The 22,921-nt window shown below is 56.5% G+C and carries 18 protein-coding genes and 3 pseudogenes; 15 read left to right on the forward strand and 6 right to left on the reverse strand.

Going from position 1 to position 22,921, the window contains the following annotated elements; all coding sequences use genetic code 11:
• Window positions 1–17 precede the first annotated feature (17 nt).
• A pseudogene (locus ACIQV9_RS01050) lies at window positions 18–1,657 on the reverse strand (GMC family oxidoreductase).
• Between the two features lie 133 nt (window positions 1,658–1,790).
• Between ACIQV9_RS01050 and ACIQV9_RS01055 the strand changes: the two are divergent.
• Both ACIQV9_RS01055 and ACIQV9_RS01060 read left to right on the forward strand, forming a co-directional pair.
• A complete protein-coding gene (locus ACIQV9_RS01055) occupies window positions 1,791–2,687 on the forward strand; it encodes a LysR family transcriptional regulator (protein WP_403097027.1) in 897 nt (298 codons plus the stop codon).
• A 196-nt stretch (window positions 2,688–2,883) separates the two neighbouring features.
• Complete coding sequence (locus ACIQV9_RS01060) at window positions 2,884–3,099, forward strand: DUF4287 domain-containing protein (RefSeq protein ID WP_403097030.1); 216 nt, start codon at window positions 2,884–2,886, stop codon at window positions 3,097–3,099.
• Window positions 3,100–3,454: 355 nt separating this feature from the next.
• On the opposite strand, the pseudogene ACIQV9_RS01065 reads toward ACIQV9_RS01060, so the two are convergent.
• Window positions 3,455–3,622 (reverse strand): annotated as a pseudogene (locus ACIQV9_RS01065) (thermostable hemolysin); the annotation flags it as partial.
• 205 nt (window positions 3,623–3,827) lie between these two features.
• Here ACIQV9_RS01065 and ACIQV9_RS01070 point away from each other — a divergent pair.
• The 4 genes and pseudogenes from ACIQV9_RS01070 (at window position 3,828) to ACIQV9_RS01085 (ending at window position 7,943) form a co-directional block, all read left to right on the forward strand.
• On the forward strand, window positions 3,828–4,400 hold the full coding sequence (locus ACIQV9_RS01070) for a cytochrome b (protein ID WP_403097032.1): 573 nt from the start codon (window positions 3,828–3,830) through the stop codon (window positions 4,398–4,400).
• Window positions 4,401–4,887: 487 nt separating this feature from the next.
• Window positions 4,888–5,249 (forward strand): annotated as a pseudogene (locus tag ACIQV9_RS01075) (DUF6124 family protein).
• 610 nt (window positions 5,250–5,859) lie between these two features.
• A complete protein-coding gene (locus tag ACIQV9_RS01080) occupies window positions 5,860–6,576 on the forward strand; it encodes an SLATT domain-containing protein (RefSeq protein ID WP_403097035.1) in 717 nt (238 codons plus the stop codon).
• A 41-nt stretch (window positions 6,577–6,617) separates the two neighbouring features.
• Window positions 6,618–7,943, forward strand: a complete 1,326-nt coding sequence (locus ACIQV9_RS01085) for a hypothetical protein (RefSeq protein ID WP_403097038.1) — start codon at window positions 6,618–6,620, stop codon at window positions 7,941–7,943.
• Window positions 7,944–8,414: 471 nt separating this feature from the next.
• Here ACIQV9_RS01085 and ACIQV9_RS01090 read toward each other — a convergent pair whose 3' ends face one another.
• Complete coding sequence (locus tag ACIQV9_RS01090) at window positions 8,415–10,001, reverse strand: RNA-directed DNA polymerase (protein WP_403097040.1); 1,587 nt, start codon at window positions 9,999–10,001, stop codon at window positions 8,415–8,417.
• Window positions 10,002–10,361: 360 nt separating this feature from the next.
• Here ACIQV9_RS01090 and ACIQV9_RS01095 point away from each other — a divergent pair, with 360 nt between their 5' ends.
• Window positions 10,362–10,550, forward strand: a complete 189-nt coding sequence (locus ACIQV9_RS01095; RefSeq protein WP_403097043.1) for a hypothetical protein — start codon at window positions 10,362–10,364, stop codon at window positions 10,548–10,550.
• 93 nt (window positions 10,551–10,643) lie between these two features.
• Here ACIQV9_RS01095 and ACIQV9_RS01100 read toward each other — a convergent pair whose 3' ends face one another.
• The 3 genes from ACIQV9_RS01100 to ACIQV9_RS01110 form a co-directional block, all read right to left on the reverse strand.
• Window positions 10,644–11,747, reverse strand: coding sequence for a DNA alkylation repair protein (locus ACIQV9_RS01100; RefSeq protein WP_403097045.1), 1,104 nt, complete (start codon window positions 11,745–11,747; stop codon window positions 10,644–10,646).
• A 26-nt stretch (window positions 11,748–11,773) separates the two neighbouring features.
• Window positions 11,774–12,385 (reverse strand): glutathione S-transferase, encoded by a 612-nt coding sequence (locus tag ACIQV9_RS01105; RefSeq protein ID WP_403097047.1) that lies wholly within the window; start codon window positions 12,383–12,385, stop codon window positions 11,774–11,776.
• 76 nt (window positions 12,386–12,461) lie between these two features.
• Window positions 12,462–13,382 carry a MurR/RpiR family transcriptional regulator gene (locus ACIQV9_RS01110; protein ID WP_109629879.1) on the reverse strand — a complete coding sequence of 307 codons (921 nt, stop codon included), beginning with the start codon at window positions 13,380–13,382 and terminating at the stop codon, window positions 12,462–12,464.
• A gap of 311 nt (window positions 13,383–13,693) precedes the next feature.
• Between ACIQV9_RS01110 and iolC the strand changes: the two genes are divergently transcribed.
• The 8 genes from iolC to ACIQV9_RS01150 all read left to right on the forward strand — a co-directional run bounded on the left by iolC (window position 13,694) and on the right by ACIQV9_RS01150 (window position 22,824).
• Window positions 13,694–15,631, forward strand: a complete 1,938-nt coding sequence (iolC, locus tag ACIQV9_RS01115) for a 5-dehydro-2-deoxygluconokinase (RefSeq protein ID WP_403097051.1) — start codon at window positions 13,694–13,696, stop codon at window positions 15,629–15,631.
• Between the two features lie 134 nt (window positions 15,632–15,765).
• Window positions 15,766–16,659, forward strand: a complete 894-nt coding sequence (iolE, locus tag ACIQV9_RS01120) for a myo-inosose-2 dehydratase (RefSeq protein WP_403097053.1) — start codon at window positions 15,766–15,768, stop codon at window positions 16,657–16,659.
• A complete protein-coding gene (gene iolB / locus ACIQV9_RS01125) occupies window positions 16,656–17,465 on the forward strand; it encodes a 5-deoxy-glucuronate isomerase (protein WP_403097055.1) in 810 nt (269 codons plus the stop codon). Before iolE ends, iolB begins: the two co-directional genes overlap by 4 nt.
• Window positions 17,466–17,495: 30 nt before the next feature.
• A complete protein-coding gene (locus ACIQV9_RS01130; RefSeq protein WP_403097651.1) occupies window positions 17,496–17,621 on the forward strand; it encodes a hypothetical protein in 126 nt (41 codons plus the stop codon).
• A gap of 77 nt (window positions 17,622–17,698) precedes the next feature.
• Window positions 17,699–18,520: a TIM barrel protein gene (locus tag ACIQV9_RS01135; protein WP_403097058.1), complete on the forward strand. Its 822-nt coding sequence runs from the start codon at window positions 17,699–17,701 to the stop codon at window positions 18,518–18,520.
• Between the two features lie 140 nt (window positions 18,521–18,660).
• Window positions 18,661–20,592, forward strand: a complete 1,932-nt coding sequence (gene iolD / locus ACIQV9_RS01140; protein ID WP_403097061.1) for a 3D-(3,5/4)-trihydroxycyclohexane-1,2-dione acylhydrolase (decyclizing) — start codon at window positions 18,661–18,663, stop codon at window positions 20,590–20,592.
• A 32-nt stretch (window positions 20,593–20,624) separates the two neighbouring features.
• Entirely contained in the window at window positions 20,625–21,635 is a 1,011-nt protein-coding gene (locus ACIQV9_RS01145) for a Gfo/Idh/MocA family protein (protein ID WP_403097064.1), read from the forward strand.
• Between the two features lie 136 nt (window positions 21,636–21,771).
• Window positions 21,772–22,824, forward strand: coding sequence for a Gfo/Idh/MocA family protein (locus ACIQV9_RS01150; protein ID WP_403097066.1), 1,053 nt, complete (start codon window positions 21,772–21,774; stop codon window positions 22,822–22,824).
• Window positions 22,825–22,921 lie beyond the last annotated feature (97 nt).

Raw genomic sequence — 22,921 nt, forward strand, 5'->3', positions numbered from 1 at the left:
CGGGTGTGATTCAGGCGTTAGTTAGCAGTTCCTTCTCTGGGGTAAGGCTCCCTGCGCCGGGGTTGAGGATCAATTGCGCAGCCTTTTCGGCAATCATCAGCGTAGGCGAACAGGTATTGCCCGAGGTGATGCGCGGCATGATCGAGGCATCAGCAACGCGCAATCCGGGAATCCCGTGAACGCGCAACTCGGCATCGACCACCGCCTCCACATCGTTGCCCATGCGGCAGGTGCCCACCGGATGGAAAATCGTCGTGCCAATCCGCGCAGCGGCTTCGTGCAGTTCTTCTTCAGTCTGCAAGCTGTCACCGGGCAGGTACTCCACCGGTTTGAACGCTTGCAGGGCCGGGGCGGCGACGATGCGTCGGGTCAGGCGAATGGCATCGGCGGCGACCCGCAGATCCTCTGGATGACTCAAATAATTGGGCTGAATCAGCGGCGCTTCCTGCGGATCAGCGGAACGAATCTCCACCCGTCCACGGCTTTGCGGCCTGAGGTCGCACACTGACGCGGTAAAAGCAGGGAAGGCGTGCAGCGGTTCACCGAAGCGTTCCAGCGACAGCGGCTGCACGTGGTATTCAAGATTGGCCGAGGTCTGTTCCGGCCCCGAGCGGGCAAACGCTCCGAGCTGACTCGGCGCCATCGACAGCGGGCCACTGCGGTCGTACAGATAACGCAGGCCCATGCCCATCTTGCCCCACACGCTGCCGGCGATCTGGTTCAGGGTGCGCGCATTTTCCAGTTTGTAGATCAGCCGCAGTTGCAGGTGATCCTGCAGATTGCCGCCAACGCCGGGCAGCTCGTGGGCCACGCCGATCCCCAGTTTTTCAAGCAGCGGGCGAGGGCCGATACCGGAGCGTTGCAGAATGCTCGGTGAGCCGACGGCGCCGGCGCACAACACGATTTCCTTGCGCGCCTTGAAGGTTTTCGGCTGGCCTTGGTAACGGGTGCTGACCGCTGAGGCACGGCCGTTTTCCAGCAGCACACGGTCCACTTCGACGTCGGTCAGCACGGTGAGATTGGCGCGATGGCGGATCGGTTTGAGAAACGCCTTGGCCGCGTTCCAGCGAATTCCGCCTTTCTGATTGACCTGAAAATAGCCGCAGCCTTCGTTATCGCCCTGGTTGAAGTCATCGATGCTGGCAATGCCGCTTTGTTCGGCGGCGCTGCGGAACGCATCCAGAATCGGCCACGACAGCCGCTGACGCTCGACCCGCCAGTCGCCGCTGGCGCCGTGAAATTCCGAGTCGCCGGCAAAATGGTTTTCGCTTTTCTTGAACAGCGGCAACACGTCGTTCCAGCGCCAGCCCGGATTGCCGTCAGCGGCCCAGCCGTCATAGTCGCCGGCCTGGCCCCGCATGTAGATCATGCCGTTGATCGAGGAACAGCCACCCAGCACTTTGCCGCGCGGGTAACTCAGGGCACGACCTTGCAGGCCGGGTTGCGCTTCGGTCTTGAAGCACCAGTCGGTGCGCGGGTTGCCGATGCAGAACAGGTAACCCACGGGGATGTGAATCCACGCATAGTTATCGCGGCCGCCGGCTTCGAGCAGCAAGACGCGGTGTTGCGCGTCGGCCGACAGCCGATTGGCCAGCAAACAACCGGCCGGCCCCGCGCCGACCACGATGTAGTCGAATTCATCAAGGGAAGTCTGCATCCCTGACCTCGTATTGTTGTTCTTGTTGTCGGTCATCCTAGTTGTTAGCTTTCGTCAAAAGAATGTTAGTTTTTGCGCAGCCGCTGTGCGTTTTCAGACAGCGCCTCACACAGCGTAGAACCAAGGACGACTTATGTTCGACTGGAATGACCTGCGGTTTTTTCTCGAATTGCAGCGCAGCGGGCGTTTGCTCACCGCCGCCCGCCGTTTGAACACCACCCACGCCACCGTCGCCCGGCACATCGAGGCCATCGAAAAGAGCCTCGGCACTGCGCTGTTTGTCCAACATGCTCAGGGCTACGAACTGACCCCGGCCGGCGAAGCACTGCTCAAACACGCCGAAGCCATGGAAAATGTCGCGTTGCTGGCCCAGGAAGAAATCACCCAGTCCACCGCACCACTGGGCAAGATCCGCGTTGGCGTGACCGAAGGGTTGGGCATCATGTTCCTCGCCAGCCGCATGAACGGGCTGTTCGAACGCTACCCCGGACTGGAAGTGGAACTGGTGGCGGTGCCGCGCTTCGTCAGCATCCTCAACCGCGAAGCCGAGATCAGCATCCACCTCGAACGCCCGGCCGCCGACATGCTGGTCACGCGCAAACTCACCGACTATCGCCTGGCGCTCTACGCCAGCCAGGCCTACCTCGACAAGGCACCCCCGCTGCACAGCCGCGAAGACCTCGGCCGCCACGCGTGGATCGGCTACGTCGACGACCTGCTGTTCAGCCAGGAACTGATGTTCCTCAACAGCTTCTGCCGCAATCCCCAAGTGGTCTTCCACAGCACCAGCGTCATCGCCCAGCAACAGGCGGCGCGTTCGGGGTTGGGGATCGCGGTGCTGCCGTGCTACATGGCCAGCGCCGATCCGGAGCTGGTGCCGCTGTTTGCGGATGAGAGCATTGAGCGCAGCTACTGGATCAGCACGCGTCGGGAGCTGCACAAGTCGGTGAGATTGCGGGTGATGTGGGATTACGTGGTGGAGTTGTGTGAGCGCGAGCAGGACTTGCTGCGAGGCCCAGTTCCCCAGTAGGAGCGAAGCTTGCTCGCGAAGGCGACAGGCCTGACACACCGCGTATTCGTTCTTCGCGGGCAAGTCGGATCGCCGCACCGCTCGCTCCTACACAGATGTGTTCCGACTGGACTGCGCAGCCATCCTGGCCTTCAATCGTTGGGTGAAGACAAGGAGCGTCCACCGACACTCCGTCGTGAAAAAGGGAGCTTGCAGCATGAGCGAAGAGACAAAAGTGAAAGGCCCGGCGTCGTACTTCCCGTCTATCGAGAAAAAGTATGGGCAGCCCATTAGCCATTGGCTGGATCTGCTCGGGACAGTGAGCGGCAAGAAGCATATGGAAATGGTGGCTTGGCTGAAGGATGAGCACCGGATGGGGCATGGGCATGCCAATGCGTTGGTGGCGCATTATTCGGCGAGCGTTAAAAAGTGAGGGAACTGTAAACGGCTTGCAAAGTGGCATGGCAATGACTTCAAGGCTGGATGTGCCACCGCTATCGCGAGCAGGCTCGCTCCTACAGGGGGGCGGTGTTGGTTTTGAGTGTTGTGGTCGACGCAGAACCTTGTGGGAGCGAGCTTGCTCGCGATGGCGACCGATCTGCCACACCGCATTCAGCCGAGGATTGCTGGAGAACTCACACCGCAAGCCCCTGCCGGAGATCCTCAAGCATTCGGCGGCCACTCGCGCGTGGTGCGCTGTAGCGGGTCTCGCGGCTGGATGTCGGGAATGGACAGCGTCGCGCGCAAGCCGCCTTCCGGGCGGTTGACCAGCGTGATGCGCCCGCTCTGAAATGACGGATATCGGCGCCGTGAGCCTTACGAAAACGTTGCTGGATAAAGGCTTCGAAGACAGGCCGCTCGACGTCGTCCGGCAACGCTCTGGCCAGGTTCATCGGCGGGGTCTCGGCCTGGCCGAAGCGCAGGGGTAGAGGAATATTCCATTCAAAGTCAGGCATTGGAAGACGCCTCCCGGGTAAGTGTGGGAGGAGTATCCGAGGCATTTCTTAACGGAGTCTGAAGGTGGCAAAAAGACCATAAGCCGCTGTCTTCAGATTGCCTTAAGACTCGGCGGGCAGGGTGTGGCCCGTCGGTGCGGTGACACACCGGACCCCGGCCGCATGAATGACTCGGCAGCCGGCAATGACATTCAAGAGGCCCGTTATGACCCGCGACTCAGCAGTACAACGCTACGGAAAACTCTCAATCACCTTGCACTGGCTGATGCTGGCGTTGTTTGTGGGCGTGTACGCCTGCATCGAAATCAAAGGCCTGCTGCCCAAGGGCCAACCGTTGAGAGCCATGTTTCTCGGGCTGCACGGCCTCTTCGGCTTAAGCATCTTCGCCCTGGTGTGGGTGCGCTTGCTCGGCCGCCTGACGCCTCGGCCACCGATTGCCCCGGCACTGCCCAAATGGCAGACCGGCGTTTCGCACCTGATGCACCTGGCGTTGTACGTATTGATGATCGCCACGCCGTTATTGGCCTGGCTGATGCTCTCGGCCGGCGGCAAACCGATGCCCTATTTCGAGTTCTACCTGCCCTCGCCGGTGGCGATGGATCCGGATTTGGCCAAGCAATTCAAGTACTGGCACGAACTGCTCGGCGGCGCGGGTTACTGGCTGATTGGCCTGCACGCAGCGGCGGGGTTGTTTCATCACTATTGGGTGCGGGATAACACCCTGACGCGGATGCTGCCGGGCCGATCCAGTAATCCCATCAACCAGCGCCAGCGATAAACCCGAACCCGATGCACCCACGACGTCGAATTCGCCACAAGCCCTGTGGGAGCGGGCTTGCCCGCGATGACGCCAGACCTGACACCCCATATTCAGGCATGGATGTTTTGCTCGATTGTTGATGCACTTAAACAGGTTTCAAGGCTCACGTTTAAAGACACTCAGTGTTACGTCCCAACGGCTACAACGCCTTGCGTCATTACCTACGCGTACGCCAGAATCCGCCGGCTTGTGCGTCTAGGGCGTGGGTTCTATCGTGGTCCCGTCGCTGAAAAACAGCGATGGGTTTGGTAGACCCACAGCATCGACGCATAGCGTCACCTTCGGTGGTCCTTTCTCAGGACTGCGATTTTATGGTGGCCATGCGTAGGGCTCCTTCGGGAGCGCCGGTTCCGATGCCCGGTCTACCAACCTCCGTATGGCCGCCACCCTCCGTTTGGTAGCGAGAGGGCGATGGCTCCTTTTTAAGTAGCATCGGAGTTTTACTATGATCAAACCAACACCAAACCCACCAGACACCAATCCGGCATCCCCTACGAATCCCTCGATTCCAAAAAACTCCACGAAGCCGCCGAACGCGCCCTCGACCACTACCTCAATCCAGGTGCAAACATCATGGCCAGCACCCACGAACCCGAACCCATGTTCCTCGCCAACCCCAAGTACGACACCGAATCCCTGCTGGCCAACGCCAGCGAATCACTGGGCTCGGCCACGACCATGCTCAGCAATTTTGCGGCGTTGCTGGATAACTCGCACCGCAAGACGCTGCTGGGGATTACGCAGGTGGTGATGTTGGGGGAATTGGCGGTGAATCAGGCGTTGGATAAGGTTGAGGTGAAGGAGTAATACAAAAACTCTGTGGCGAGCGGTTCGCCCGTCGTCACAGAGGAAGTAAAATCTAGGATCAGTTAACGCCTGATTTCTTTTCTTAGTAGCTGACGAGCAGCGTGAGGCAGCGTTCGAGCGGGCTCGCGCTGCCTAAAGTTACGGGAATAAGTAAATCCATTTCGAATGGTTGAATCGCGTTTTTTTTATGGAGTTGAACTTGGTTTCCTGGCACGTCTGATTAGCTGCCTATGGCCGATCACTACCTGCGGTGGCGGGCAGCTAACATTGCTGCCGCTCGAGCCCGGCAAGTGTCGGGGTAACTACGTCCGCTCAATGGATTGCAAATTCACCTTCGCCGGTTCGCTTCTGACCTCGGCCTCCACTCTTAGACGCTTAGGTTAATGAACTGCGTGGTTTTTTATGCCCTCAGGAAAGTGATATGTTCTCCAGTTTTACCAACTGGGTTCCGCAGCCTCTGAAAATTTTGACCTATAAGGCACGTTGCTTTGGCTAATGGCTTTTTGATATGAATAGTAACTGCGACTGTGTTATCTTTGCTAAGAGTGGAGTGAGCGTTTCATGCCAAATGATTCATTTAAAATCTATTAATCTACTAAAGAAGATCTTCATGTGTTTAAAAAGAGTTTGGGGGGCGGTCGGTACTATCTTTTCATGGCTTTTTAGCTTAGGGCCTATAGAAAAAAATATAGATGATCCTGCGGAGAAGCTTCTGAATAGCATGCGCGTGACTGCTAGATGCAGATTCAATGCTTCTGTGCGCTTAAAAAGGCAGAGTAATTTTTCGTTTTTTACTACTACAATGCTATCGCTAGGCCTGATTTTTATACCCTTGGTGCAGAACTCAGATGTGAGTATTGCATTCAGTTCCAAGGTTTTGAATATGCTGCAGATTTTTCTCGCAGTTGCAGTTTTGGTTTATTCGGTCATAAACTCTACTGCTAGATATGAAGTTCGCTCTCAAACTTTAAATGAATGTGGAGACAAGATAAAAGAATTGATAAGGGAACTCAGGACGGAGATGAAGCAGTCAAAATTAAGTGGTATAAGCATTCCACTCGACAAGTTCCATGATCGATATAATCTCATATCTACTGATTCTGAAAATCATACACGGGTTGATTTTTCACTCGCCTCGCTTGAAATGAAGGATGATTACCATATAACTGGTGTCTCTAGAGTTTATCAACGGATTCGTGCAGTCACTATTTACGCTATACCATATATTGTGCCGGTCTCATTCATTGCGTTTCAAATCTTGTTTATTTTGGATATGTTAGGGGTTACGTGTGTTTTGACTCCTTATCTTAAACCATTGGTTGTTTGACTAGCTACTATAACTCTTAAATTGGATTACTCGAAAACACGATGATAGATTTCGCAGATTATTTAGACTACAAAAAATATGAAAAGCACGCGCTTCCCTATCTGTTAGGCGCTGTGCGCCGTTTTTTTGGCTGCTTAGTTAGATTCGACTCGCGTCCGATTGTTGGTGTAAAAATGCACCATGGTATAGACATTCTAGACAATGTTAATCGTGGTGTTTATGTAGTAGATGACGGGAAGACTGTAGTTTTACTCGGGCGAATTCTTCAGGGGGAGGAGGTAAAAGCTTCGTTTTCGCTGATTTTGTCAGGCGCATATTTTTCCGGTTTGGAAAAGCTGCTTAATAATTTTGAAGCTGCTTTGGCGTTAACATTAAGTAGTGCAACAATAAAGAAATTAATTGTTAGACCGCAGCAGTTTGGGGATGATTTGGTTGAACTTGCTATTGCTAAGCATTTTGGCAAAGGGAGCTTTGACTACAGGTACATTCAATACCTTATTCGATTGTTTGGCCAACTATCAACGACGCAATTTGAAGGTAGAGGGTTTACTACGGGGTTAGTGCTTACACGGTCCATACATGCGTTTTCGAAGAAGAGTGATCAAGAGCGTCAGGGCGATCTTTATCAATTGGTAAGCGGGAGAGCGTTGTCGCCAATTAATCAGCTCGATAAGAGATTTTGGTATTTGGCCGACGGGCAGACATCTTTTTTCGTTGCGGATCAAACTTTGAAAGTTTCAAATTTGTTTGTGGTTGATTCCTCTCGTCAATCGCTTGGTTCTTTTGTTGATGATTACACTCTAAGCAAAACTATCAAGGGTGGTGATGTATTGTTCAGAGTTACAAGTCAATCAGAGTTTTCGATTGTCGGATCTGAAGGTGTGGAATTTAACTATAAAGAAAACGGGTGGCGTGTTCGTGACTTGAATAAAATTGCAGAAGTAATCCGTGTTACGTTGGGCGTGGATGAGCCTTTTGTTCAGAGTCTTTTATACTTTATTCTATATCTTTCTCGGCGACGCTTAAGTTCAATTATTTGGATTCCTTTTGACTCGGATGCTGTTAATTCGTTGTTGTTGTCTGAGAATGGTTTTACGATGAAGCCGTTGTCTATAATGAATGAAAAGCACACCCAAACTTTGCTGCGCATTCTTTCCAGTGATGGTGCTACAGTTTTTACAAAACAAGGCGATCTTGTTTCATATGGTTCCTTCATTGATATTTCAAAGAAACCTGTTAAAGGCGTCAAAGGTACGGGGGAGACAGTGGCTGCTTTATTGGCGGAAAATGGATTGGCTATAAAAATTTCTCAAGATGGAAGAATAAAAATGTTTAGCGATAGTATGGCAGGCCCACTGATAATATGACGGTTAATCGGTGGTGGGGGCGGCGTAATGTAGCCTCACCCCGAGTCATCGGTTAGAACCATTATTGGTGGATGGATTGTTTTTATACTCGAATTCACAGTCGGTTTTGCAGAGGGCAGAGAGGGAGGTGTGCGACAACCTGAAGCCAGTTTCGACCCAGCAAAAGAATTGTTTGGCTGGTCAGTATTAGATCACTGGAACAATTGCTGCTGGACGTGTTTACATGTGCGTCTGATTTTTTCGTATTCAAATAATTAATATGGAAATTTTTAAGGGTTCCATTGCTTTTTGTTGTTTTGTTGACAGAGCTGTGTATAAATATTCGTTGCATTTTGGGGTGGCCATCTTCTGAAAGTTTGCCAACCCCTTATTTGATGTCTTTCGATAATAGCGTAGATAATATTACCCTGGATATATACTATGAAAGCGCATCTGCTTTGGGTGAGAAGTTAAACATCATTATTGTTGCACTCAAGGTGAGTGTGCTGTGGATGTTGGTATTGGAGTTGGTAGTGTCGGAGCCGGAATAGGGAAGGCGACCAAAGGAGACGTGTCGTAGAAGTAGACGCCGGACGCTTTTAAGTATCCAAAATTGGGATCAGCTGCAACGTGGTCACCTCCGCCTACTGAAGGCAGCCAACCCTTAATATTTGCCTCGTAGGATAAAAGCCAATGCTCCTCATATAGTCCAGCCGGAGTCATATGGATTTCCCAATTGGACTTGTCGAGCACTGCCGTCATAAGCCCTCTACTCTCACAATCTAATGCCATCAGCGCCACAACCGAATCATCTGCCAGCGACAGCGCCGAAACGGCCTCGGTCGTGAGTTTGACTTTAAGGGCGATGCTCGCCCACAGCGCATGCGAAACTTCGCTGGAATGCGCTAGTGGCGCATGTGTAGTAATTATTGAGTTAACTACTTCATGTAGTTCTGGAATTGTCGCAGAGAAACCGGCGTTCACCCATTTGATTATAAGGTCAATAGCATAGGGAAATGTCGCTGGCTCTGGCATAACGCAAAGAAGTAACAGTCGCTGAAATAACTCCCAATTGCTCGAATGCAAAACAACTGCTCTAAGTTTGGCAATTGCGTAACTTAAGATTGCTTCATCTGGAAATAGCTTATGCAAATAAAAAGCCCTGTTAATAAGTGCTTCCATATCAACTGCTTGGCCAGATACTGATGTCCGAATATTATGACTTCGAAGCTCGGTTGCCCATGATGCTTCAAATTGTAAAGGTAACTCAAGAACCCTGGTTTTCTTTGGGTTTAAAGCCAGTTCATAATCGCTTAGCGCTCTTTCAAGTAGATGAAACGCATCTTCAGCTTCCGTTCTGGTATAGAAGCTTAGCTCATAGTCGTCAATAAATCGGTGGCCTTTTAGCTTTGGAATTTTTGCGATTAATTCAGCATCGCATCGCTGCATAAGAAGTTCCGCTAGAACCAGCGATGTGTCAGGGCCAATTGGGATTCCGATAGTTTGTCCATCCTGCCCCATTCTTACAAGATAATCGAGATTGTTTCCAAGTAAGGTCGTCCGACTTCGGTTTGCCTTGGCGGCAGCCTTCGTATGAAGAGCCCAAGGTATCGAATGGGTGTAAATGCTACTATAGAAACGACTTATATCTGTTTCTAATGAAAATCTTCTACCCAAGCGATTCTTCTGAGCAAGTATTGCCCGTGCACCGTGAGAGTGCCGGCCTTCGATTGCGCGACCCGAGGTTTTAAATTCGGGGGCGGTTGCGGCAATGGCAGTTCCAGAAACCATGGGGGATATAGTCGCCCAGTTATCAACTATTTCCTTAGCGAGAAGATAATAGTGTAGTGGGTTACATATTCCCAATTTACGTCGTAATAGTCCGCCACGGGCATGAGAGTATCTAGCTATTTTTGACGTCGGTAACTGCTTGTATTTTGGATCTGCTCCATTCGCGAAATCAGCAGGAAGTGGGGCGACTGGTGCAGCTACAATATTTGCAAAGGGCGTTGTGGTGAACGGAGGGCTAGGTAATTCTTTCGGGAAATAGCCTCGCTCTAATAAGTCTTTTAGTGACATTCGATATCCTTTCAATATTCAACGCGGCGGCTTCACGCTACCAACTTGCCATCAGCCTGTCTACGGCAGTTTTGGACGGCAGCATCTCAGACGCGGTGCGCGTTCGCAGTTGACCGATTGCTGCCTGTCGCAAAGTCCTTCAAGCGACCCGATGTGGACATGTCTAGTCCTGAAATAGATTTACACCTGTTTCACCCCAACGCCCGAAGCATTGCATCGGGCGTTTTGTATTTCAAAGACAGGCGCGTCGCCCGTTGTATCGATTGATCATGCTGAGTACGAGAATCTGGAGGCATGTCAGTACGCATCTGAACAGCTCAAGGAAGAAGTCGGACAGTGTCAGATCGGTGTTCACACCAGATGCACACCCACGAAAAAGACAAAATAAAGCGCGGCCATCAGGCGATGTTGCCATTTTTGATGTGCTGGCAAGATGGGGCTGGGAAGAGCGGGGTGGATTTACTTAACAGGCAATCGGTGCCTGAATTTTTTGCGGGTGATGAGCAGGGCGAGGCTGCGATTGAGGGCGTGGTCTTCGCAATCCGGTAAACGCGGTTTTTCTGAAAGAACCCGTTGTCTGATTTTACGACTGCTTCGCAGCCGAACGCAGCCTCGCGCTGCTCGGCAGCTGCTACAAAAAAGTTAGGCGAGGATTTCGAAGGAGGTGGTGGCTAGGCGTTCGCCATTCACCAGGATGTGCACTGCGTGTTTGCCCACATAGTGCTTCCGAGTGGTTAGCTCCTTGATCTGCTGACTGCGGCTGACCTGTTCAGTCGCCTTGCCCGGTAGCGTCATCGCCTTAAGCTTGAACACCTTCGCCGAAGTGCTGCCATTGGCTTTAACGTAGTCAATCGCATAATCAATCACCAACCGCTGGCTCTCCGCCACCGTGGATTTCACCGCAAACGACAACGTAATCTTTTCCCCCAACCGAATCACCGCCGGCTCCACCTTCACCCCAATAATCTCAACCTCAGCCTTACCACTCGCCCCAATAATCGCGAGCGCCCGCTGATTCCCCTGCTTAATCAAACTACGCAACGCATGCTTGGCAATCCACGCCGTGTGCTTGTTCTCCAGCGACCACCCCTCAATCAAGTCCAACACCCACTCCGGATGGTCCTTGGTGATGTCATTCAGGTGATTGGCTACCGACTTGCGCACGTAAAGGCTGTTATCCGCCTTGAGGTTATCGAGAATCCCCGCCGCCAACGCCGGATCACTCTGAATCTGCTCCAACCGAAACGACCACGGCAATCGCGGTCGACTGCCTTCACTGGCCAGCCGCCGAACATGCTCATTCTCATCCCGAGACCATTCGTGCATCAGCGCCAACGACCGCTCCAGATCGCTGCGCAGAAAATACCGAATCGCAAATTCCGCCGACCCAAACGCGGTGAAGTATTTGAGCGCGTCCATCGAGCGCTCGAAATCATGCGCACCATACATCGCCACGTAATGCGGCAGGGAGATGCTGACGAAACCGCTGTTGAGGCGGGGGGCGAGGGCGCGCAGGACTTCGAGGGATTCGTCGTAGTCGAGCGGGAGCACGGCGTGCAGGCATTCGCTGACGCGGGCCATGCGTTGCATGATCGACAGGTCGGCGAGGCCGTCGTTGGCCATTTTCAGGAAGGCTTTGGAGTTGAACTCGGGGTAGACCGCCGTCATTTCGGTGGCGATGTGGTTGAGGCGTTCGGCGTTGAAAATTTCCTTCAGGGCCGGGGCAGGTTGTTCGGCGGCGGTCATGGTCGGGTCCGTTCGAGGGGGGCCGGTCAGGTTATCGGGGTACTGATGAAGGCCTCAAGCTTTTCTGCCTGGGCGGTGAGTTCGGCGATTAAAGGAAAGCGTGAGGCATCGACTTGATCCGGTGTCACCAGGTTGGTGAAGCTCCAGGCGACGGCGAGGGTGATGCCGTCTTGTCCGATCAAGGCGCCGTTTGCCAGAGGCTGTTTTTCCAGCTCGCGCTCAAGCGCTGTATAGGCTGCGGCGAGTTGGCCTTCAACCCGCTCGACCCACGGCTGGTATTGAATTTCGGCGGGGCGCAGGTTGCGTTCGTAGTAAAGCTGCACTGACTTTTCGCACGCTGCCAACCCGAGCCCGATCAGGCGCCATGCGCGCAGTCGCTGTTTGAGGTCGCTGGGCATCAGGCTTTTGCCGGGGCCGGCCAAGGCTTCGAGGTAGTCGATGATCAGCGTCGAGTCGATCAACACTTCGCCGTCGTCCAGCACCAAGGTTGGCGCCTTGACCACGGGGTTGATCTGCTGGAAGTGCTCGAAGTGGCGGAACACCGAAACCGATTCGTGCTCCAGGTCGATGCCCAAATGCCTGGCGGAAATGGCCACGCGCCGCACGTAGGGCGAATCCAGCATGCCGATCAGTTTCATTGCGCCGCTCCTTCAGGTGTCCATGTCGGGATGGACTACCTTAGCTGAGGTTCGGCAACGTGCAAACGGCGCGGGGCTAATCTTCGAAACCGACCTGCTCGTGGATCTCGTCGACCTTCAGTTCCAGTCGATAGGCCACGGCGATGAACAGCGCCTGGCACAGGCACAAGGTCGCGCTTAGCGAGCGGAAGGCGAACGAGCTGCCTTCGTTGACCAGCAGCACGGTGTTGGCGCGTTTGGCCAGCGGCGAGAGATTGCTGTCGGTGATGATCAGGGTTTTCGCCTGATTGTGCTGGGCGATGCGCAGGCAGTGCTGGGTTTCTTTGCCGTAGGGCGTGAAGCTGATCGCGATCACCAGGTCATTGGCGCGCACGCTGCGCATTTGCTCGCGGTAGCTGCCGCCGAGACCGGAGACCAGGTGGATGCGTTTGTTGGTGTGTTGCAGGTTGTAGACCAGGTAATCGGCGACGGCGAAGGAGCGGCGCACGCCGACCACGTAGATGTTGTCGGCATTGACCACCAGGTCGACGGCTTTGTCGAAGGCTTCGTCATCGAGCTCTTGCCCCAGTCGCTCGATGCCGGACAGGGTCGCGTCGATGCACTCGCGGGCGAGGTCGCCGCCGCTGGCTTTCTGCGATTTGTTGGCGATCATGCTGCGAATGCGCTGCTGGTAGTTCTGCACTGGCGTGGTTTTGTGCGTGTACGCCTCGCGGAACAGGGCCTGCATTTCGCTGAAACCGCTGAACCCGAAGCGCTGGGAGAACCGCACGATGGCTGACGGGTGCACTTCGCACTCGCGGGCGATGTCGCTGATGCGGTCGACCATGATCCGGTCGCTTTGCTGGCTCATGTAGCTGGCGATGCGTTTGAGCTGGCGCGGCAGGCTTTCGTATTCGTTGGTGATCAGCTGCAGCAGACGCTCGGCATTGATCGGGGGGCTGACGAGATCGCTGTCGGGCGTGCTCTCGGTCGTAGCCGGCTGATCGGTGCGGGACATAGGGAATCCTTCTGGCTTGTTCTTATAGGGCTGACTTGTGTGTCGTCCCCTGACAATAGGTTGGCTGTGCGCAGTCTACAGGGTAGGCCGGAATAAAATCTTGAGCTTGCGGCCGGCGTGAGGTTTGCTGAAACGATGCACTGTGTCTGGAATGCTTTTGTAAAAGTTTATTGGAAAAAATATTCCACGTAAAAATTATTTGGAATAATTATTGATTGTTCGGTCCCGGTCGTTTTAGTCTGCATCCCACCAAGAGCGTTCGGCGCCTCCATCGCCCCGAACGCAGGCTGATAAAAATAACAGGAGCCAGCATGGGCCAGACTCGTTTTGCCAGTGGGCGTCAATTGGATCTGATTTGCCTGGGGCGCCTTGGCGTCGACCTCTATGCGCAGCAAGTCGGGGCGCGGCTCGAGGATGTTTCAAGCTTCGCCAAATACCTTGGGGGATCGTCCGCCAACATCGCTTTCGGCACCGCGCGGCTGGGCCTGAAATCGGCGATGTTGAGCCGGGTAGGGGACGACCACATGGGCCGGTTCCTGCTGGAATCCCTGGCCCGCGAAGGCTGTGACGTCAGCGGCGTCAAAGTCGATCCGGAACGCCTGACGGCCATGGTCCTGCTGGGCCTCAAGGACCGCGAAACCTTTCCGTTGGTGTTCTACCGCGAAAACTGCGCCGACATGGCGCTGCGGGCCGAGGACATCAACGAAGCCTTTATTGCCTCCAGCAAAGCCTTGCTGATCACCGGCACCCATTTCTCCACCGACGGCGTCTACAAGGCGAGCATCCAGGCGCTGGATTACGCCGAGAAGCACAACGTCAAACGGGTGCTGGACATCGATTATCGCCCGGTGTTGTGGGGGCTGGCGGGCAAGGCGGACGGGGCGACGCGCTTTGTTGCTGATCAGAACGTCAGCCAGCATGTGCAGAAAATCCTGCCGCGTTTCGACCTGATCGTGGGTACTGAAGAAGAGTTTTTGATTGCGGGCGGCTCGGAGGATTTGCTCACGGCGTTGCGCAATGTCCGGCGTTTGAGCGATGCCACGTTGGTGGTCAAGCTCGGGCCGCAGGGTTGCACGGTGATTCACGGGGTGATTCCGGTGCGTCTTGAAGACGGGGCGATTTATCCCGGCGTTCGGGTGGAAGTGCTCAACGTGTTGGGGGCCGGCGATGCCTTTATGTCGGGCTTTCTCAGTGGTTGGCTGGAAGACGCCAGCGATGAACGCTGCTGCCAGTTAGCCAATGCCTGCGGCGGGCTGGTGGTGTCTCGCCATGCCTGCGCCCCGGCGATGCCGACCCGTGCCGAACTCGATTACCTGCTCAACAGCCCGGTGCCGATTACCCGGCCGGATCAGGACGCGGTGTTGCAGCGTTTGCATCAGGTCAGCGTGCCGCGCAAACAGTGGCGGCAGCTGTTCATCTTTGCCTTTGATCATCGTGGGCAACTGGTGGAACTGGCGCACAAGGGCGGTCGCGATCTGAACGCCATTTGCGAACTCAAACAACTCTTTATCAAAGCCGTGGAGCGGGTCGAAGCGGATTTGCGTGAGCAAGGGATCGAGGCTGATGTCGGGTTGTTGGCCGATCAACGTTTCGGCCAGGACTCGCTGAACGCCGCTACCGGTCGTGGCTGGTGGGTGGCTCGGCCTGTGGAAGTGCAGGGGTCGCGGCCGTTGGCGTTTGAACATGGACGTTCGATTGGTAGCAACCTGATTGCCTGGCCGCAAGAGCAAATCATCAAGTGCCTGGTGCAGTTCCATCCTGATGATGAGCCTTTGCTGCGCCTGGAACAGGAAGCGCAGATCAAGGGGTTGTATGAAGCGTCCCAGGTCAGCGGCCATGAACTGCTGCTGGAAATCATCCCGCCCAAGGATCATCCGTCGACGCATCCGGACGTGCTGTATCGCGCACTGAAACGCCTCTACAACCTGGGGATTTACCCGGCGTGGTGGAAGATCGAAGCGCAGAGCGCCGAGGAGTGGAAGCAGCTTGATGAGTTGATTCAGGAGCGTGATCCGTATTGCCGAGGTGTGGTGTTGCTGGGCCTGAATGCGCCGGCGGCGGCATTGGCCGAAGGGTTTCAACAGGCGAGGCAGAGCCAGACATGCCGAGGTTTCGCCGTGGGCCGCACGATTTTCCAGGAACCGAGTCGCGCATGGCTGGCCGGTGAGATCGACGATGAAGCACTGATCCGCCAGGTGCAGGACACCTTCGTCGAACTCATCGACGCCTGGCGCACCGCCCGCGCATGACGCAGCACCGCGTTATCGTTCTTCGCGGGCAAGCCTCGCTCCTACGGTATTGCGGTGATCTGTAGGAGCGAGGCTTGCCCGCGAAGACGGCCTCAGACCCAACGGAAATTTAAAAAACAACAAAAGGTGCAGCCATGCCCGCTATCCGAATTGGCATCAACCCGATCTCCTGGAGCAACGACGACTTGCCGTCCCTTGGTGGCGAGACGCCGCTGAGCACTGCCCTGAGCGAAGGCAAGGAAATCGGTTACGAAGGTTTCGAACTCAACGGAAAATTCCCCAAGGATGCCAAAGGCGTCGGTGACGTGCTGCGGCCTTACGATCTGGCGCTGGTGTCGGGTTGGTATTCCAGCCGTCTGGCCCGCTGTTCGGTGGCCGAAGAAATCGATGCCATCGGCAGTCATGTCGAGCTGCTGGCGAAGAACAGCGCCAAGGTGCTGGTTTACGGTGAAGTGGCCGACTCGATCCAGGGCCAGCGAATTCCCTTGGTGGAACGCCCGCGTTTCCACACCGACCAAGCCTGGCAGGACTACGCCGACAAGCTCACCGAGCTGGCGCGTTTCACCCTGTCCCAAGGCGTGCGCCTGGCCTATCACCACCACATGGGCGCTTACGTCGAATCCCCGGCAGACATCGACAAACTGATGGCGCTGACCGGCAGTGAAGTCGGTCTGCTGTTCGATTCGGGCCATTGCTACATGGGCGGCGGCGAGCCGTTGCACGTTTTGCGCAAACACATCGAACGCATCTGCCACGTGCATTTCAAGGACGTGCGCAAACCGGTGGTGCAACTGGCGCGCAACAACCTGTGGAGCTTTCCCGACTGCATCATCAACGGCACCTTCACCGTGCCGGGCGATGGTGACATCGACTTCGCCGCACTCCTTGATGTGTTGCTGGCCAACGATTATCACGGCTGGCTGGTGGTCGAGGCCGAACAAGACCCGGCCGTGGCGCCGAGCTACGTCTACGCGAAAAAAGGCTACGACACCTTGCGTGCCTTGCTAGACGAGAGGATTGCGCTATGAGCCTGCTGGTCAAAAGCAACGCCCGTGGCCGGACCATGGTCGAGTTGGGTAAAGGTGAACTGGAATACGTCGGCTTCGCCGCTTACCGCTTGAGCCTGGGCGAAACCCTGCCGGTGGCGGCAGGCGATAAAGAACTGTGCCTGGTGCTGCTCAGTGGCCGCGTCAGCATCAAGGGCGAAGCGCCGGGGCAGGGCGCGTTCGACTGGGACAACCTTGGCGATCGCCAGTCGGTGTTTGAAGACAAATCGCCGTTCGCCGCGTACTTGCCCCCCGGCAGTCAGGCTCAAGTCGTTGCGTTGAGCGACGTGCAGATCGCCGTCTGCGCCGCACCGGGCTCAACCGAAAAAGGCCTCGGCCCACGTCTGATCAAACCCGAAACCATGAAGCGCAGCGTGCGCGGCAAGGGCGCCAACACCCGTTACGTCTGCGACATCCTGCCCGACACCGAGCCCGCCCATTCGCTGCTGGTGGTGGAAGTGCGCACGCCGTCGGGACACTCGTCGAGCTACCCGCCGCACAAACACGACACCGACGACTTGCCGCACCAGAGCTTCCTCGAAGAAACCTATTACCACCAGATCAACCCGCCCCAGGGCTTCGTGTTCCAGCGCGTCTACACCGACGACCGCAGCATCGATCAAGCCATGGCCGTGGAAAACAGCGACCTCGTGGTCGTGCCCAAGGGCTATCACCCGGTCAGCGTGCCCTACGGCTACGAGTCGTATTACCTGAACGTGATGGCCGGCCCGAAACGGGTCTGGCAGTTCCACAACGATCCGCAGCACAGTTGGCTGCTCGACCTCTGATTTGACTTTTCTGCACGGAGAACAAGAACAATGAGCGACGCCCTGGTCATCGGCCATTACATCGACGGTCAAGTGCAAGACAGCGGCAGCGAGCGGTTCAGCAATGTCTTCAACCCGGCCACCGGCGAGGTGCAAGCGCGTGTCGTGCTTCGCTAGCGACGACAGCATCGCCAAGGGCCCTGAATTCAGCATGCCGACAGCCAAATGATTCACCTGTGCGGAGAACAACAATCATGAGCAAACCCCTGCGTTTCGCCCTGAACCGTATGGTCGCCCCACGTTTGTCCCTGCCTGCGTTCATCGACCTGGCGGTGGCCCTCAAGGCCGACGCCATCGAGATCCGCAACGACCTCAAGGACGTCGAGATCGAAGACGGCTCCGCGCCCGAACGCGTCCGAGAGTTGTGCGCAGCCAAAGGCATCAGCGTGCTGTCGATCAACGCGCTGTATCCGTTCGATGTGTGGAATGACGAGCGCCGGGCGCAGGCCTTGAAACTGGCGGCTTATGCCCGGGATTGCGGTGCGCAGGGTTTGGTCATGTGTCCACTGAATGATCGCGCCGACCGGCGAAATGAAACCGAGCGCGCTTCAGGTCTTCGCACCGCCTTGAGTGAACTGGCGCCGATTTTGCGCGATCACGGCATTCTCGGTTTCATCGAGCCGCTGGGCTTCGAGGAATGCTCGTTGCGCCTCAAACGCACGGCGGTGGAGGCGATCAAGGTTGTCGGTGGGCTGGATGTGTTCCGCCTGGTCCACGACACCTTTCACCATCATCTGGCCAGCGAACAGGAGTTTTTCCCCGAATTGACCGGGCTGGTGCACATCTCCGGTGTCGAAGATGCCGAGGCTCCGCTGGCGACCATCCGCGACGGCCATCGCGTGCTGGTGGGCGAGGGCGACATTCTTGGCAATGCCGTGCAGATCGACACATTGCTCGGCGGTGGATACAGCGGCTACCTGTCGTTCGAACCGTTTGCCGACAGCGTCCATGGCCTGACGGACATTCAGCAAGCCATCGGCGCAAGCATGGATCACCTGAACAAATCTCTGGCCTGACTCATTCCCTGTAGGAGCTGTCGAGTGAAACGAGGCTGCGATCTTTTGACTTTGTTTTCCACTGTCAAGATCAAAAGATCGCTGCCTCGTTTCACTCGACAGCTCCTACAGGGGATCGGGTGCATTTGAAAGGATCGGTTATGACCACAACAAGACTGACTATGGCTCAGGCCCTGGTGAAATTCCTCGATAACCAGTACATCGAGGTTGATGGCATCCAGAGCAAATTCGTCGCCGGGATCTTTACCATTTTCGGCCACGGTAACGTGCTGGGCCTGGGTCAAGCCCTGGAGCAGGACAGCGGCGACCTGATCGTCCATCAAGGCCGCAACGAGCAAGGTATGGCGCACGCCGCCATCGGTTTCGCCAAGCAAAACCTTCGGCGCAAAATCTACGCCTGCTCCTCATCCGTCGGCCCGGGCGCGGCCAACATGCTGACCGCCGCCGCGACCGCCACCGCCAATCGCATTCCCTTGCTGCTGTTGCCCGGCGATGTCTACGCCTGCCGCCAGCCGGACCCGGTGCTGCAACAGATCGAACAGTTCCACGACTTGAGCATCAGCACCAACGACGCGTTCAAGGCCGTGAGCAAATACTGGGACCGCATCAACCGTCCCGAGCAGTTGATGACTGCGGCGATCCACGCCATGCGCGTGCTCACCGACCCTGCCGAAACCGGCGCGGTGACCCTGGCCCTGCCACAAGACGTGCAGGCCGAAGCCTACGATTACCCCGATTATTTCCTGCAAAAACGCGTGCACCGAATCGAGCGTCGTCCGGCCACCGACGCGATGCTCGGCGATGCCTTGGCGCTGTTTAAAGGCAAGCGCAAGCCGCTGATCATTTGCGGTGGCGGGGTTCGTTATTCCGGTGCCAACGCGGCGTTGCAGGCGTTTGCCGAGCGCTTTGATATTCCCTTCGCCGAAACCCAGGCCGGCAAGAGTGCGGTGGTGTCTAGCCACCCGCTGAACGTCGGCGGGATTGGCGAAACCGGGTGCCTGGCCGCGAATCTGCTGGCCAGGGAAGCGGACCTGATCATCGGTGTCGGCACCCGCTACAGCGATTTCACCACCGCGTCGAAATCCCTGTTCCAGCACCCGGACGTGCAATTTCTCAACCTCAATATCAGCCCGTGTGATGCCTTGAAACTCGACGGTGTGCAATTGCTGGCGGACGCGAAAACCGGTTTGCTGGCGCTGTCCGAAGCTCTGGGCGATTACCGTTCCAGCTGGGGCGATCAACCGCGCCAGGCCAAGGTGCAACTGGACGAAGAGGTCGATCGGCTCTATCAAATCGAGTACCAGAGCAAAGACTTCTCCCCGGAAATCAACGACCCCATGGACCCGGCGGTCCTGCGCGAATTCATCGAGTTGACCGGCTCGTGCCTGACCCAGAGTCGCGTGCTCGGCGTGCTCAACGAAACCCTCGCCGAGGACGCGGTGATCGTCGCAGCCGCTGGCAGCCTGCCCGGTGACTTGCAGCGCAGCTGGCGCAGCAAGGGCGTGAACACCTACCACGTCGAGTACGGTTATTCCTGCATGGGCTACGAGGTCAACGCCGCATTGGGCGTGAAGCTCGCCGAGCCCGAGCGTGAGGTCTACGCGCTGGTTGGCGACGGCTCTTACATGATGCTGCACTCGGAGCTGGCGACCTCGATCCAGGAGCGACGCAAGATCAACGTGGTGCTGCTCGACAACATGACCTTCGGCTGCATCAACAACTTGCAGATGGGCAACGGCATGGACAGCTTCGGCACCGAGTTCCGTTTCCGTAACCCGGACACCGGCAAGCTCGATGGCGGTTTTGTGCCGGTGGATTTCGCCATGAGCGCGGCGGCCTATGGTTGCAAGACTTACAAAGTGAACACCGTTGAAGAGCTGCAAGCGGCGCTGGCCGATGCGCGCTTGCAGACCGTGTCGACGCTGATCGACATCAAGGTCCTGCCCAAAACCATGATTCATGGCTACCTGTCGTGGTGGCGGGTCGGCGTCGCGCAAGTCTCCACCAGCGCCCGCACCAATACGGTGGCCAAGACCCTGAACGAACGACTGGCCAAGGCCCGTCAGTACTGATTGCCCTGAATCGAACAACAAGGAGTCCTTACATGTCATTAAAGTTAGGCGTCATCGGCACCGGGGCCATCGGCCAGGATCACATTCGTCGTTGCAGCCAGACCTTGCTCAACAGCCAGGTCGTGGCGGTGACCGACATCAATCTGCAGCAAGCGGCCAAGGTCGTGTCCGACCTGAAACTGACCGCCGAGGTCTACCCCGACGGCCACGCGCTGATCCAGGCGCCGGAAGTCGAAGCAATCCTCGTCACCTCCTGGGGGCCGAGCCACGAAGAGTTCGTGCTGGCGGCGATTGCTGCCGGCAAACCGGTGTTCTGCGAAAAGCCCCTGGCCGTCACCGCTGAAGGCTGCCGCAACATCGTCGAGGCCGAAGTGGCCCACGGCAAGCGTCTGGTGCAGGTCGGTTTCATGCGGCCGTATGACGAAGGGTATCGCGCACTGAAAGCGGTGATCGACAGCGGCCAGATCGGCGAACCACTGATGCTCCACTGCGCGCATCGCAACCCGACCGTGGGCGATAACTACAAGACTGACATGGCGATTACCGACACGCTGATCCATGAACTCGACGTGTTGCGCTGGTTGCTCGACGACGATTACGTCTCGGTGCAAGTGGTGTTCCCGCGCAAGAGCAGCAGGGCCCTCGCGCATCTGAAAGACCCGCAGATTGTTTTGCTGGAAACCGCCAAAGGCACACGCATCGACGTCGAAGTGTTCGTCAATTGCCAATACGGCTACGACATTCAGTGCGAAGTGGTGGGGGAGACCGGCATCGCCAAACTGCCGGAGCCTTCGCAGGTTCAACTGCGCAGTGGCGCGAAGTTGTCGAACGCGATTTTGATGGACTGGAAGGATCGCTTCATTGCCGCCTACGACGTTGAGTTGCAGGCGTTCATTGATGGCGTGCGCGCTGGCCAAGTGGGCGGCCCATCAGCCTGGGACGGTTTCGCCGCCGCCGTAGCTGCCGACGCCTGCATCGAAGCACAAAACAGCGGCCAGATCGTCAAAGTCGCACTCCCTGACCGCCCCCACTTCTACGGCTAACCCCGATTCAGATCGTTCCCACGCTCCGCGTGGGAATGCATCCCGTGACGCTCCGCGTCACTTAACGGCGGACGCAAAGCGTCCATGGCGGCGTTCCCACGCAGAGCGTGGGAACGATCATAAGGAGAATTCACTCATGCGCATCGGACTTGTCGGTTACGGCCATGGCGGCCGGTTTTTCCATGCTCCGCTGATCAGCAGCCTGCCAGCGGCGACGTTCGTGGGCGTGGTCACTCGCTCCCCGGAACGCCGACAATTGCTAGGTGCCGAGCACCCCGGCGTACCGGCCTTCGACAGCATCGGCCAACTGGTGGAAGCCGGAATCGATGTGCTGGTGGTGTCGACGCCGCTCAAGGGCCGCCCGGCGCTGGTGCTCGACGGTATTGAACACGGCGTTGCAGTGGTCTGTGACAAGCCGTTTGCGGCCGATGCGCAGCAAGCCCAAACCCTGATCACCATGGCCGAGCGCCAGGGCGTACAGCTCAGCGTCTACCAGAACCGCCGCTGGGACTCGGACTTCCTCACCGTGCGCAAACTCATCGAGTCCGGTGCGCTGGGTGACGTCACCCGTTTTGAATCGCGGATCGAGCGTTACTCGCCGCAATCGGTGAACAACGGCAGTGGCGGCGGCTTCCTGCGTGATCTGGGCAGTCATCTGGTGGATCAGGCGTTGCTGCTGTTCGGCCCGGTAACCCGGGTCTACGCCGAGCTGGATTACCTGGAAAAAGACCAGGCCTTCGACAATGGCTTCTTTATGTCCCTGACCCACGCCAACGGAGTGATCTCACACCTGGGCGGCAGCTGCCTGCAAAACACCCCGGGCCCGCGTTTCCGTGTCACCGGCACCCAAGGTTGTTACAGCGTCGATGGCCTGGACGGGCAGGAAGCCTCGGCGCTCGCCGGGCTGTCGCCGAAATCCGAGGGTGAGCGTTGGGGCGTGGAAGAGCATCGCCGCTGGGGCTGGTTCGAACAGGGCGACGTGCGTGAGCGAGTGCCTTCGGAGCGTGGCTGCTGGAATCAGTTCTATTTGCAGCTACAAACCGCGTTACAGAGCGGTGGCCCACTGCCTGTGGAAGCCCGTGATGCACTGGCGACCACCCGCGTTCTAGACGCTGCGCGGCTGAGCTTCGAGCGGCGTCAGGTGGTGAAATTAGGACCGTTTGAGCGTCATGGAATCAAATCAGAATAAAATTCTAAAATGAGTTGATATGGAAATAATATTCCAATAAAGTCATTTCCAGCGAACTGCCTCGCACAGGTTTTAAACGTTTTTCCCGCTTGCCTGC

It is taken from the genome of Pseudomonas sp. NPDC099000, from assembly GCF_044759925.1.
Classification (GTDB): Bacteria; Pseudomonadota; Gammaproteobacteria; order Pseudomonadales; family Pseudomonadaceae; genus Aquipseudomonas.